Origin of the sequence: Salipiger sp. PrR007, from assembly GCF_010499845.1 — a bacterium.
Lineage (GTDB): Bacteria > Pseudomonadota > Alphaproteobacteria > Rhodobacterales > Rhodobacteraceae > Salipiger > Salipiger pacificus_A.
The window spans coordinates 106341-119473 of sequence record NZ_JAAGOZ010000015.1 but is presented as its reverse complement, the minus strand read 5'-3'; the positions used below and the strand labels follow the sequence as shown (position 1 = coordinate 119473).

13 protein-coding genes and 2 pseudogenes are annotated in these 13133 nt (G+C 64.0%); 8 read left to right on the top strand and 7 right to left on the bottom strand.

Translation table 11 applies throughout. The features are described 5' to 3' along the window. Positions 1-180, top strand: a 180-nt coding sequence (locus G0Q01_RS26560; RefSeq protein WP_203594924.1) for a hypothetical protein, incomplete at its 5' end; no start/stop codon positions are given. A 587-nt stretch (positions 181-767) separates the two neighbouring features. Here G0Q01_RS26560 and G0Q01_RS06400 read toward each other — a convergent pair. Next, positions 768-1688, bottom strand: a complete 921-nt coding sequence (locus tag G0Q01_RS06400) for a LysR family transcriptional regulator (RefSeq protein ID WP_164213110.1) — start codon at positions 1686-1688, stop codon at positions 768-770. Positions 1689-1795: 107 nt separating this feature from the next. Here G0Q01_RS06400 and G0Q01_RS06395 point away from each other — a divergent pair, with 107 nt between their 5' ends. Continuing rightward, positions 1796-2419: an NADPH-dependent F420 reductase gene (locus G0Q01_RS06395; RefSeq protein WP_164213109.1), complete on the top strand. Its 624-nt coding sequence runs from the start codon at positions 1796-1798 to the stop codon at positions 2417-2419. Positions 2420-2465: 46 nt separating this feature from the next. Here G0Q01_RS06395 and G0Q01_RS06390 read toward each other — a convergent pair whose 3' ends face one another. From G0Q01_RS06390 to G0Q01_RS06360, 6 genes and pseudogenes are all read right to left on the bottom strand, one after another. Next, positions 2466-2864, bottom strand: coding sequence for a TetR/AcrR family transcriptional regulator C-terminal domain-containing protein (locus G0Q01_RS06390; RefSeq protein WP_164213108.1), 399 nt, complete (start codon positions 2862-2864; stop codon positions 2466-2468). A 41-nt stretch (positions 2865-2905) separates the two neighbouring features. Continuing rightward, positions 2906-3367, bottom strand: a pseudogene (locus G0Q01_RS06385) (IS3 family transposase); the annotation flags it as partial. Between the two features lie 242 nt (positions 3368-3609). Next, on the bottom strand, positions 3610-4635 hold the full coding sequence (locus tag G0Q01_RS06380) for an IS110 family transposase (RefSeq protein ID WP_164213107.1): 1026 nt from the start codon (positions 4633-4635) through the stop codon (positions 3610-3612). A gap of 63 nt (positions 4636-4698) precedes the next feature. Next, a pseudogene (locus G0Q01_RS26770) lies at positions 4699-5372 on the bottom strand (IS3 family transposase); the annotation flags it as partial. Between the two features lie 104 nt (positions 5373-5476). Then, on the bottom strand, positions 5477-6115 hold the full coding sequence (locus G0Q01_RS06365) for a GntR family transcriptional regulator (RefSeq protein ID WP_108970025.1): 639 nt from the start codon (positions 6113-6115) through the stop codon (positions 5477-5479). A gap of 11 nt (positions 6116-6126) precedes the next feature. After that, a complete protein-coding gene (locus G0Q01_RS06360; protein WP_164196827.1) occupies positions 6127-7053 on the bottom strand; it encodes a dihydrodipicolinate synthase family protein in 927 nt (308 codons plus the stop codon). 107 nt (positions 7054-7160) lie between these two features. Here G0Q01_RS06360 and G0Q01_RS06355 point away from each other — a divergent pair, with 107 nt between their 5' ends. The 6 genes from G0Q01_RS06355 (at position 7161) to G0Q01_RS06330 (ending at position 13111) form a co-directional block, all read left to right on the top strand. Beyond that, complete coding sequence (locus tag G0Q01_RS06355) at positions 7161-8579, top strand: FAD-binding oxidoreductase (RefSeq protein WP_235939718.1); 1419 nt, start codon at positions 7161-7163, stop codon at positions 8577-8579. Then, on the top strand, positions 8576-9100 hold the full coding sequence (locus G0Q01_RS06350; RefSeq protein ID WP_164196826.1) for a TRAP transporter small permease: 525 nt from the start codon (positions 8576-8578) through the stop codon (positions 9098-9100). Before G0Q01_RS06355 ends, G0Q01_RS06350 begins: the two co-directional genes overlap by 4 nt. A 9-nt stretch (positions 9101-9109) precedes the next feature. Continuing rightward, complete coding sequence (locus G0Q01_RS06345) at positions 9110-10387, top strand: TRAP transporter large permease (protein WP_108970028.1); 1278 nt, start codon at positions 9110-9112, stop codon at positions 10385-10387. Between the two features lie 38 nt (positions 10388-10425). Further along, positions 10426-11430 carry a TRAP transporter substrate-binding protein gene (locus tag G0Q01_RS06340; protein ID WP_108970029.1) on the top strand — a complete coding sequence of 335 codons (1005 nt, stop codon included), beginning with the start codon at positions 10426-10428 and terminating at the stop codon, positions 11428-11430. 205 nt (positions 11431-11635) lie between these two features. Next, a complete protein-coding gene (locus tag G0Q01_RS06335) occupies positions 11636-12673 on the top strand; it encodes an aldo/keto reductase (protein ID WP_164196825.1) in 1038 nt (345 codons plus the stop codon). A 15-nt stretch (positions 12674-12688) separates the two neighbouring features. Then, complete coding sequence (locus G0Q01_RS06330; protein ID WP_164196824.1) at positions 12689-13111, top strand: RbsD/FucU family protein; 423 nt, start codon at positions 12689-12691, stop codon at positions 13109-13111. Positions 13112-13133 lie beyond the last annotated feature (22 nt).

The following is a 13133-nucleotide window of genomic DNA, read 5'->3' as shown; positions in this document are numbered from 1 at the left end:
CATGACCCGCTCAGCATAATCCAAGGTGGGTCACTTCTCGATGGAAACCCCGGGTCAGTTCTGGGTGGAAATCAACAGTTCAACAACCGCCGACTTCTCGAGCCCATCGGGAACATCCCGCCCGCCGAGGCAGAGACAAACTTCTACGCAGCTCTGGAAGCTAAAGACATGGCCGCATAACTAACGACAATCAGCCTCCGGCAAACCCGGGGCGGTTCAGGTGACCGGTAGCCCAGCTACCGGTGCGGGCCTTTCGCGTTGTATGACGCAATCGCAGGAACGGGCAGATGTCATCCGTGCGATGGTCAGCACCGACAACCCCACGAGCCGGCACCATGGGGCGCCCAAGCTTGGCGATGCCGTGCTCGCCGGTCTCATGCGCTGCCGGGGCTGGTGGCGCAAGCTGACGGTCCGCTACGCTGGCGCGAAGCACTATATCCCACTGCGGGGACCACTGGACAACGGCCAGCGCCGCGGCATCGTCTTCGGCGGCCTGCGGTCGACGATGCCATTGAGGGCGCGCTGCTGCGGATGGTTCAGGCGGGCGTCGTCGCAGCCACCGCCAAGTCCGAAGCGTAGGTCGCCGCGATCACGTTCGCGAAACGCTGGCGCGAGACCTCGAAGCGGCCCGGTACAGTATCGATTGCGCCTTCCGCAAGTATGATGCCGCCGATCCAATGAATCGGCTTGTATCGAGGCCCTCCACCGGAATTGGGTCTGGGAGGTAGCTAGCCCTCGACAACGTGGCGTGGCACTTGGAATCAGGCTCAGCCCTGCCTCAGTACACTCTCCTGCGTGCAGCCATTGTCCTTCAGCCCATCTCTGATCACCTCTATCAAGGCGGTGACCCGCAGGGGAACATAGCGCCGCGAGGGATACACAGCATGGATGGGCAGCTGCGGCTGCCCCCAAGACGCCAGGACCTCGATCAGGGTTCCACGTGAGAGGTCTTCTTCGACAAGGTGCAGGGGGACCTGTACGATCCCCGCCCCCGAGAGCGCGGCCATGCGCTGCGCCTCGTCGTAATCGAGCTCCAGCGCCCCTCTGACCACCGCACTGACCGGCTGACCCGACGCATCAAGGAAATGCCAGTGATCCCTGGGCTGCAGGTTGAGGTTGAGGATACAGGGCAGCCCGGTCAGATCCGCCGGAGCTTCCGGGGCCCAGTACCGCGCCAGAAAGTCAGGAGAGGCGCAGCAAACGAAGTGGTAAGTGCCGATGCGCCGCGCGACCAGCCCGCTCGCCGGAAGGTTTCCGACGCGGATCGCCAGATCGTAGCTCTCGCCGATCAGGTCGACCTTCCGGTCATTGAGCGACAGCTCGATCGTCAACGTCGGCGCACGAGCGATGACCCCGGCAAATATGCCGGTGAGCTTCTTGGTCCCAAGCGTGGTCGGGGCCGACACCCGCACCCGGCCCTTCAGCGCCTCCTTCGCCTGCCCGATATCGGCAAGCGCCTCGACCCCTTCGATGATCCGCTTCGCCTGGGCAAGGAACTCCTGCCCCTGTTCGGTCAGCCGAAGCGAGCGGGTGGTGCGTTCGACGAGACGCAGCCCATAGCGGTCTTCGAGCGACTGCACCCGCCGGCCGACCATGGCCGGTGAGACCCCCAGACGACGGGCGGCTTCCGCAAAACTACCCGCGAGGGCAACGCAGGCGAAGGTTTCCAGATCGGCGATGTCACTCATTCGATACCTATCTGCAATTGAGAAACGCGCATTCACTCACTACACGTAGTATGAGGTCAACGATAGCTTGCAGTCAGAACATGATCCGCATCGAAAGGGAGATCATCATGACAACGGCAATCATCGGTCTGGGCAACATGGGCAAAGGCCTTGCGCAGCGCCTGTCCGGGCAGACCCCCCTCCTGCTGGCCAGCCGCAACCCTGACGACGCCGCCGCGCTGGCGATCACGCTTTCGGGCGCGCAGGGCGTCAGCGTCGAGGCCGCCATCGAGGGCGCCGACATCGTCGTTCTGGCCCTTGGCTACGACGCGGCGCTGAGCGTGGCCGCCCTGCCCCAGCTTGTCGGCAAGATCGTCGTGGACCTCACCAACCCCGTGCTGCCCGACTTCTCGGGCCTGCAGATCGGGCACACGACTTCGGCCGCCGAGGAGATCCAGAAGGTCGCGTCGGGCGCTAGGGTGGTCAAGGGCTTCAACACCATCTTCGCCGGACTGTTCGCAACCGACCGCGCCGCGACCTCCACTGTGCCGGTCTTCCTCGCAGGTGACGACCAGGACGCCCTGTCCGCCGTCGCGGCACTCGTCGAGAAGGCAAGCTTCGTACCCGAGAGTGTGGGCGGTCTCGATGGTGCCCGTTTGCTGGAGCCGCTGGCCATGCTGAACATCCGCATGGGGTACGGCCTTGGCAAGGGCACCTCGCGCGCTCCGACCTGGACCGAGGTCGCCGCCTGACGTTGTCGGTTTGCCGCGGTACGCAATGTACCGCGGCAATTTCAGACTAAGTTACGGATCCGGGGCCGCAATAGTTCAGGAAAATCTCAACTCCGGCCCTGACCCGAACCTGAAGCTCGGCTTCGGCAAGCGGTTTGCCAACCCCAAGCTTCACCTCCAGATTGGCGAAACCGAGCCACAGACCGGTCAGCTGGTCCGCCGCAAGGCGTGTGTCGGTCGTCTGGATCAATCCGTCGGCCAGAGCCTTCCCCAGAAGTGTTTCGAGCAGCCTCTGCGCGCGTCCCGGCCCCAACTCGAAGAACCTGCCAGGCAGGTCGGAGCGAGCCGCTTCAAGAGAGGCGATCACCCGGTCCCAACCCACAAGATCTAGATTGTTCACGAAGCCCGCATACCTAAGCCCGAATGAAACGAGCGTTTCGGCTGTAACAATTGAGGTGGTCCCCATTTCCCGGACAGTTTTGCGGAGCTGCTAAGCTTGCCTGGTGATCATGCTGCCGCCTTGAGGCCGGGGCCCTGATGGGCCTCGACCGGTGTTCTGCCTCCAAGTGCCGAATGTGGGCGCTCGGTGTTGTAGAAGGTCATCCACTTTCCGATGCCTGCCCGGGCCGCAGACCCGGTTTCGAAGGCGTGGAGGTAGACGTACTCGTATTTCAGCGACCGCCATAGCCGTTCGATCATGACGTTGTCCATCCAGCGTCCTCGACCGTCCATGGAGACCTTCGCCGTCGCGTCCAGCAAGGGCTGCGTGAAGCGCGGGCTGGTGAACTGGCTGCCCTGATCCGTATTGAAGATCTCGGGCCGTCCGTGAAGCCGAAAGGCATCCTCCAGCGCCTCAATGCAGAACTCGGTGTCCATCGTGTTTGAGAGCCGCCAGGACAGCACTCGGCGCGTCGCCCAGTCCATGATCGCCACGAGGTAGAGGAAGCCCCGCCGCATGGGAATGTAGGTTCTTTAATTGATCCCCTGCGCTCGTTCAGTTTGTCGTTCCGGTCGGCCGCCTGCAAGGTTCTTTCCGAAGTCATCCGCGAAGGAGCTTCATCTCGGCGTTCAAGGCTCGGACGTCCCCAGGTGATATGCGCGGTATCCGCTTGGGTCCGCAGGTAGATCTCACGGGATCGATCCGTTGCCTGCCGCTTTGGCCGACGCGGCAACTGTGTGGCGCGCCTTGTTGGGTCAGGTATCGGACATGTTCACGCCTCCCGCTCCTCGAAGACGCCGCCACTCGTCCAGATCGCGTGCATGATCACGGCCAGCTTGCGCGCCAAGGCGACGACGGCCTTCTTGTGGCTCGTTCGTTGCTTCAAAGCCGTGGCCCAGTTCTTGAGCGCCATTCCTCGTCCGGGTTTTACTCGGCAAAGCAGTGAGTTGGCCGCTTCGTACAGTATTGTCCGCAACAATCGGTCCCCGCGTTTGGAGATGCGGCCGCCGTAGTCGATTGCACCGGACTGGTACCGTCTGGAGGTCAGCCCTGCATAGGCCCCCACCGAGCGCGATTTCGCGAAGCGCTCCGGCGCGTCGATCGTCGCCACGAAGGTTGCAGCCGTGACCGTTCCCACTCCGGGCACTGTCATCAGGCGGAGGCATGCGTCGGACCCTTTCACCTGCCGGACCAGTTCCTTGGTCAGCGCAGCGGCCTGCCGCAGGGCTTCCGTGCGTACCGCCAGAAGGGGCAGAATGATTGGCGCCAATGCGTCGTGCCCCTCAAGAACAGCGCATATGCGACCCTCGTAGGTTCGTGGCTGAGTCGGCACGCGCAGCCCGAAGCTGGCAAGAAGACCGCGGATGGTGTTTTCCGCGTTTGTACGAATGCTGATCGCCGCGTCGCGGGCAGTCAGTAGGGCTCGACGCTCCTGCGCCTGTCGGCTCTTGACCTCGACCTTCCGATAAAAGCCCGTCCGAGCGAGATCGGCCAGCATCGCTGCGTCGTTGGTATCAGTCTTGTTATGCATCTGGCCGAGCACTGCATGGGCCTGCCGGGCATCGACACACACCGCCGGCAGGCCGCGCCTTGTCAACTCATCGTAAAGCCAGTTCGCCATGCGGCCTGTCTCGAGAATGACGCGTTCAAGCCCATCCCGAAAGGGGGCGAGCGCCGCGAAGATCGCATCCGGATCAGTCCTCGTCTCACAAGCCTTATCCATGCTGCCATCCGAGCGGCGTACGCAGATCGCGGTCTTTTCCTTCGAGACGTCCAGTCCGACATAGTATCGTTCCATTTTCACTCTCCTCTTCCGTAGTTCCAGAGAACCGTCAGAGAGCGCGGGGGATCAATTACTCCGAGTGATGTCCGCGCACCAGACCTGGTTCGGGCGCTCGATCACCAAATCCCTGAGGAGGTACGGATACTTGCGGTGCTCCGGGTGGGGCACCGTCGTGCGCGGCGGCTGGTAGACAGCGCGCAGGCCCATCCTCGCCATCAGCCGCCGGATGCGCTTGCGCCCGACGCAGTAGCCCTGGTTGCGCAGGTGCCTCGCCATCTGGCGGCTGCCGTAGAAAGGCGTCTCCATGAACTGCGCATCGATCAGCTTCATCAACGCCAGGTAAAGCGGTGTCTCGGTCCTGCCTGGCCCATACCACGCCGATCGGCTGATCCCGATCAGCGCACATTGCCGGGTGATCGACAGCACCGAGTGCTTCGGATCGATCATCTCTCGCCTCCGGGACACGCTCACCGTCCGGAGGCTTTGACTAAAAAATCCCGCTCCACCACGAGTTGGCCGATCTTGGCGTGCAGCTTCTCGATCTCGCCCTCCTTCTCGGCCGCCTTCGCCTCGGCCTTGCCGGAGAAGATTGCGGACATGCCCTCGAGCGCCTGCCGCTTCCAGGTGTTGATGAAGGTCTGATGCACGCCGTGCTTCGCCACCAGTTAGGCGACCGTCAGCTCACCTCGGATAGCCTCAAGCGCCACCTTCGCCTTGAACTCGGCGCCGTAATTCTTTCGTTTGCCAGCCACGCTGTTCTTCCTCGTCATCGTTGGCGGCAAGCTTAGCAGGGTGTCCAGTTTTCGGGGACCATCTCAGTCTATGACGGCGCCGATCGTCTGCGCTCTTGCTCGGTTTAAATGCGCACGGCGCGCTGCTTTGCACTTCCCAGATGCGCCGCCAACGCCGCTTCCGCGGAGGCCGCATCTCGGGCGATCAGCGCATCGATAAGGGCAAGGTGTTCGTCCATGACGGAAACCACGAGCTCTGGCAGCATCCGCGTGTCTTCGTTGCGGATCAGCCGGATCTTTATCGAATTGGTGCGGTAGATCGCCGAGATGATGTCATTGCCGAGCGCGTCGATCATCCGGTCGTGCATGTCCCAGTCCATCTGCTGCGCGGCGGCCAGAAGCTGCGGATTCACCCCCTGCAACGCCGCCTCGCGTATGTCGAGATGGCGGCGCTGCAAATCTTGAAGTTCGTCGTCTGTCGCGACTGCTGCGAAGTTGCGCACCGCCTCACGCTCAAGCACCGCGCGCAACTGGAACGCGTTGCGGATCAGGCCAACGTCCACCTGAACGATCTGCAATCCGCGGTTCGGCACAGTGCGGATCAGGCCATCGGCCTCGAGCCGTGGGATCATCTCGCGGATCGCACCGAGTGGCATACCAGTGATCTTCACCAGCTCGCGCTGCGACACGAACTGCCCCATCGAAATTTGACGGGACAGAAGCTGTTCGGTGAATGTCTCGTAGGCCTGGTCGCGCAGCGTCATCTCTTTCTCCGTCAGGGAGCCTGTATGGCAGCGAGTTCTTCCACGCGGGGGGCCAGTGCGGCAACCACTGACGCGTCGGCAGGCTGCAGGGGCGCGCGGGTGCGTTGCCATCCGTCCTCGTCGCGGGCAGCGCCGACGAGCGCCTTGACCAGCGGCGTCACCGGGACCTGCACAATCTCGTCCACGAGGGAATCCAGTGCGGGCTGTGGCTCGCCCGCGTGCACGAGGCGCCGCATCATCCCGGGGAGCAAGTTGGCCATGCCGCTGATCGCGCCGGCACCACCGAGCGGGGCCGCGCGGGCAAGCAGCCGCTCGTCACCGATCAGGATCGCCAGATCGTCCATCGGCAAGAGCGCCGCCGCGTGATCCCAACGGCCCGCGCTATCCTTGACGCCGTAGATCGCCGCGCCGCATGCATCCTTCAGGCGGCGCACCAGCGGCGCGTCGAAGCTCACGCCGGTGACCTGCGGGATATGGTAGAGGATGATCTCGGGGCTGGCGTCGCCAAGGCGCGCGACAAATTCCGTCACCCAGGTGAAGAGCGCATCGTCGGTGATGCCCTTGAAATAGAACGGCGGCGCCAGCAGCAAGCGCGAAGCCCCGCCACTCAAAGCGGCGCGGGCCTGCGTCTCTGCGGTCTCGGGATCACAGGCTGCGATGCCGACCGTGATCCTGTCGGCGGGCACGCCCGCGTCTTTCACAGCCTCCAGCATCGCCGCGCGCTCGCTCATGCCAAGCGAGGCGCCTTCGCCCGTGGTGCCATAGAGCGTAATCCCGTCCACCCCCTGCCCCACGACATCGGCGGCGTGCGCCGCCAGCCGCGCAAGATCCACCGATCCGCTTTCGGTGAACGGTGTCACCATGGCCACCGAGACCCCGAAAAGATGGGCACGGGGCGCGCTCTTGGCGCTCTGGTCAAGGGTCAAAGGGGCGGACATGTGTTTCTCCGAGGCTGAATGCATGACTGACATGTTGGTGGGTTGACAGTGATATTGCAAGCTGTAAATTTCGAAGCAGTTGGTGCCCTAGAGGAGGAGTGCGCTGCATGGACGGAGGAGTCCCCAATCCTGCATGCCAGCCGGAGGCCTTGGCCGCGATGCTGTCCGGACTGCCCGAGATCGCGCGCGCTGCGCTTGTCGATCCGGTGCCGCCGCGCAACTGGAACGACTGGTCAGCGCTCGCGCCGGAAGCGCCTGCCGCGCTGTTCTGTCCACGCTCTGCCGAACAGATTTCGGCGATCCTCGCCGCCGCCAATGCCGCACGCGTTCCGGTGGTGCCGCAAGGCGGTTTGACCGGGCTTTGCGGCGGAGCGCGCCCGATCGCGGGCGGCATTGCGCTGTCGCTTGAGAAAATGGTCGGCATCGAGGAAATCGACGAGGCATCTGCCACGATGACGGTGCTCGCGGGAACACCGCTTGAGACCATCCAGAAGGCCGCCGCCGAGCGCGGGCTGTTCTTCTCGCTCGACCTCGGCGCGCGCGGTTCCTGCGCCATCGGCGGCAATGCCGGGACCAATGCGGGCGGCAATCGGGTGATCCGCTACGGCATGATGCGCGACCTCGTGCTCGGTGCCGAGGTGGTGCTGCCCGATGGCACCATCGTCAACGCGCTGTCCAAGCTCATCAAGAACAACACCGGCTACGACGTGCGGCAGCTGTTCATCGGCTCGGAGGGCACGCTTGGGGTGATCACCCGCTTGGTGCTTCGCCTGCACCCTGCCCCCGGCTGCACCCATGCAGCGATCTGCGGCCTGTCGGATTATGGCAAGGTGGTCGATCTGCTGCGCGGCGCACGGCGCAAGCTGGGACCGACGCTTTCCGCATTCGAGGCGATGTGGCCAGACTACTGGCAGGTGGCCTGCGCTGTGCCGGGGGTGCGCGATCCGCTCGAGGGGACCCACGCCCATACCGTGCTGATCGAGGCGCAGGGCACCGACGAAGAGATCGACGGGCCGCGCTTCATGGCCTTTCTCGAGGCGATGTTCGAGGAAGGGGTGATCGAGGACGCAGCGATCTCGCAGAGTCTCTCGGACGTGCAGTCCTTCTGGGGCGTGCGCGATGCCTGCGCCGAGTTCAAGACCACGCTGGGGCCGCACCATGCTTATGACGTCGGCCTGCCTACGGGACAGATGGACGCCTTTGCCGATGCCTGCCGCGACGCCGTGGCCGCGGCGGTGCCCGGAGGTCGGTCGGTCTATTACGGCCATATCGGCGACGGCAACCTGCACCTGCTGGCTTGGGTGCCGGGGGCAGAACCGCAGCCGGGCGAGGCGCTCGATGAGGCGGTCTATGCCACGGTGCGCGCTTTCGGCGGCTCGGTTTCCGCCGAGCACGGCATCGGCACGACCAAGAAGAAATATCTCGAATTCTCCCGCACTCCGGAGGAACTGGAGGTGATGCGCCGGGTCAAACACGCACTTGATCCCAACGGCATCCTCAACCCCGGCAAGGTGATCGACGCATGAGACTGCTCCGCGCACTAGAGGCGCATTTCGAGCGCGCCATCCTTGCCATCATCCTTTTCGCGCTGGTCGCGATCCTCGCCGCGCAGGTGGTGTTTCGCTACATCGTTGGCTCGCCGCTGGTGTGGTCCGAGGAACTGGCCCGCTACCTTCTGGTCTGGTGCACTTTCATCGGCGTGAGCCTCGCGGTGCGCGAGGGACGCAATATCTCGGTCGATCTGCTGCCGGTGCTCTGCGGCACGCGCTGGCTGCGCGCCTTCGCGGTGCTGGCGCTGCTCGGCTCCGGGCTCTTCTTCGCGCTGATGGTCTGGTACTCGGTGCCCCTCACCCAGCGGATCGCGAAGATCGGACAGGCCTCGCCGGGGCTGGGGATACAGATGTGGCTGGTCTACCTCGCGGTGCCGGTCGGCATGGGCATGGCCTTGCTGCGCGCCCTTCAGGCGCTCTGGCTGCTGGTCCGCGACGGGGCCGTTCCGGGCCTTGACCTGACGGACGAGCACGCCGTCATCCACGAAGACGTGTAGGGGGCCCTGATGCTTGCCGTTTATTCTCTTGGCTTCTTTATCGTCGTCTTGCTGCTGAGCATTCCGGTTGCCTTCGCGCTCGGATACGCGGCGCTGCTGCCCGGCTGGCTTGGCGCTCCGACCAACCCGGGGCAAGTGGTACGCTCGGTGGTCACTGCGCTCGACAGCTTCCCGCTGTTGGCAGTCCCGCTGTTCATCTTGGCGGGCGAGATCATGACGCAGGGCGGGCTGGCCCGCCGCCTGTTCAGCTTTGCGGACGCGGTCTTTGGCCGGTTCCGCGGCGGTTTGGCGATGTCTACCGTGGCGGCCTGCATGCTGTTCGGAGCGATCTCCGGCAGCTCGCCCGCGACGGTGGCGGCGATCGGCTCCATGGCGGTGCCCTTGCTGGTGGCGCGCGGCTACGACCTTCGCTTCGCGACCGCATTGGTCACCGCGGCGGGCACGCTCGGCGTCATCGTCCCGCCCTCGATCCCGATGATCATCTACGGCATGTCCGCGCAAGTCTCGGTCTCGGCGCTGTTCATTGGCGGCATTGGACCGGCCCTTGTGATTGGCGCGCTGCTGATGCTCTACGCCCATTTCTACGGGCGCAAGCACGCCGCGCGGATCACCTCTGACGCCGGAACGGTGAGCGCTGCGAAAGCCTTCCGCCAAAGCTTTTGGGCCCTCGTCGCGCCTGTCTTCGTGCTGGGCGGCATCTATGCAGGGGCGTTCACCCCGACCGAGGCAGCGGCCATCGCCTGCGTCTACGGCGGCTTTGTCGCCATGGTGATCTTCCGCGAGCTTTCGCCGTCCGATCTGGGGCGCGTGCTGGTCAACACAGGGCTGACCATCGCACCGATCCTGATCATCGCCGGAACCGGGGCGGCGCTTGGCCGGGTGCTGACACTGCTGCAGGTGCCTGCCGCCATCGGCGAGTTCATCGGCGGCGCGATTGACGAGCGGATCATCCTGCTGCTGCTCATCAACGTGATCCTGCTGGGCGTTGGCATGGTCATGGAAACGCTCTCGGCAATCATCGTATTGACCCCGATCCTGCTGCCCGTGCTCGCCCCTTACGGCGTCGATCCGGTGCATTTCGGACTGATCATGGTGGTCAATCTTGCGATCGGCTTTGCGACGCCGCCGGTGGGGGTGAACATCTATGTCGCGAGCGGCATCACCAAGCTTTCGGTGATCCAGATCTGCCGCGGCCTCGTGATCCCCATCGCCTTGCTTATCATCGGCCTTCTGGTCGTCACCTATTGGCCGGGGCTGACGCTCTGGCTGCCAAGTCTCGCCGGTTGACGACCGCCGAGCGCAACACCCACAGGGAGGACACCACCATGAACTTGAAGACGCTTTCCGTTTCAGCACTGCTCGCGCTTGGCGCAGCGATGCCCGCCGCCGCCGCCGATTATACGATGATCCTCGCGCATACGCTCAACGACAAGTCGCACCCGCTCTACCAGGCGTTCGACAAGATCGAAAAGGACATCGAGGAAAAGTCCGAAGGCCGTATCGACGTGCAGCAGCAGGGCGGCGGCGCCCTGGGCGGCGACCGCGAGCTCATGGAATCGCTGATGCTCGGCGACGTGCAGTTCGTGCCCACCTCGACTTCGGGCGCGGTGCAGTTTGTGCCGGAATTCGCGGCATTTGAAATTCCCTACGTGTTCCCGACCGACACCATGCGCCTGCGCAAGATCCTCAACGACAGCGAGTTCTCGGCCTTCCTCGACGGAAAGCTGGCAGAGAAAGGCATCAAGTTCGGTCTGTTCCACAACGCTGGCTTCCGGCAGCTCACCACCTCCAAAGTAGCGGTGCATACGCCCGAGGACATCAAGTCGAACAACCTGCGTATCCGCGTACCCGAAAACCCCTATTCGGTCGCGACTTGGGAAGCCATTGGCGCCGCCCCGACCCCGATCGCGTTCCCCGAGCTTTACGGCGCGCTGCAGCAGAACGTGGTGGACGGTCAGGAAAACCCTTTCGGGCACATCCTCTCGCAGCGGTTCTACGAGGTGCAGAAGTACCTGACCACAACCAGCCACATCCTGCTGGCCAACGTGAACCTCATCAACAAGGAGTGGTATGACAGCCTGCCCGAGGACTTGCAGCAGGTGGTCGACGAGGTGCTTGTGGACGCTGCCAATTTTGAGTGGGACGTGCAGGACGAAATGCTGAGCGAGCAGCGGGCGCAGATCGCCGAGCATATGGAGATCATCGACCTCAGCGAAGACGAACTGCAGCAGTTCCGCGATGCGACCGCGCCCCTGCAGGACATGGTGCGTGAGAATATCGGCGACGAGGCCGTGGACTCGCTGCTGAGCGCGATCAACGCCAACAGCTGATGCGATACAGGCGCGGGGCGGCAGTTCGCCTGCCCCGTGCCATCGCCGATACGAGCTTGCTCACTGGGATGTTGAGCGGAGTGGAACCGGCAACCAGCGTCACTTCGCTGCGACGCTCTCCGCTGCTGATCGGGGTCGCGGTGGTGGTTCTCGCCCCCTACTGCGCACACTGGCCCAGACGCAAAATTCCTGAAGGGATCCCTGTATGACCATCACCGCATCCACGCCCCGGCCGGTCGGCGATACCGGGCTGACCCTGACCGCCCTTGGCATCGGCTCGGCACCGCTTGGCGGCCTCTATGCCGATGTTTCGCGAGACCAGGCGCTGGCCACGCTTGAATGCGCTTGGAACCTTGGCATCCGCTATTTCGACACCGCACCGATGTATGGGCTCACCCGCGCGGAGCATCTCGTCGGGCACGTTCTGCGCGAGAAGGACGACAGCTACGCGCTCTCGACCAAGGTGGGCCGGCTGATGACCACTGAGCGGCACGGTCGGCCACTCCCCCCCGAACCGCCGAAGAACCCGCTCGATCCGGGCTTCGTCAACGCCCTGCCCTTCCGCGAGGTCTTCGACTATTCGTATGACGCCATCATGCGAAGCTATGACGACAGCCAGCAACGCCTCGGCCTGCGCCGGATCGACCTGCTCTATGTCCACGACATCGGCCCGGTCACCCACGGCGAGGCGAACGCCCATCATTGGAACGCCCTGACCAAGGGCGGCGGCTTCCGCGCCCTTCAAGAGCTGAAATCTGCTGGCGACATCAAGGGCTTCGGGCTTGGCGTCAACGAATGGGAGGTGATCCGCGACGCGCTGGAGGAAACCGACCTCGATTGCTGCATGCTGGCTGGGCGCTATTCGCTTCTTGACCGCGATGCCGAAGACAGCTTCCTGCCGATCGCGCAAAAGCGTGGTGTCGCGCTGGCGCTTGGCGGGGTCTATAATTCCGGCATTCTCGCTGCACCCAAGGGCGGGCGGCGCAAGTTCAACTATGCCGACGCACCTCCCGAGATCATCGCCCGCGTCGAGGCGCTTCGCGAGGTCTGCGACGGCTACGGCGCGCCATTGGCCGCCGCAGCGATCCGCTTCCCCATCCGGCACCCTGCTGTCACCTCTGTGGTGATCGGCGCCAAGACCCCCGAGCAGCTTCAACAGAATGTCGACTGGTTCGGTACCGAATTGCCGGACGGCCTCTGGTCCGATCTCGAAGCCGCGCTTCTCGCGACCAAAGGCCACTAACAAAGGGCTTCGACAATGCTCAAAAGTATCGACCCGCTGCTCACCGGGGACCTTCTCGCCATCCTGCGCGACATGGGGCACGGCGACGAAATCGTCCTGACCGACGCCAACTTTCCGGCGGCCGCCTTGGCCCGGCGCCTGATCCGCCTGCCGGGCATCGGTGTTGACCGCGTCGCCGAAGCAATTCTTTCGGTCATGCCCCTCGACGATTTTGTCGTTGCCCCTGCCGCCGCCATGTCTTCTCCCGACGGTCGCCCGCCGATCTACGATGACTTTGATCGCATCCTTTCCGGTGCGGCAGGCGCGCCGGTCACGATGGAAGAGATTGACCGCTTTGCTTTCTACGACCGCGCAAAGACCGCCTATGCCATCGTGGCGACGGGCGAACGGCGGCTCTACGCCAACCTCATTCTCAAGAAAGGAGTCCTGCGGGCATGACGATCGACGCCCATCAGCACTT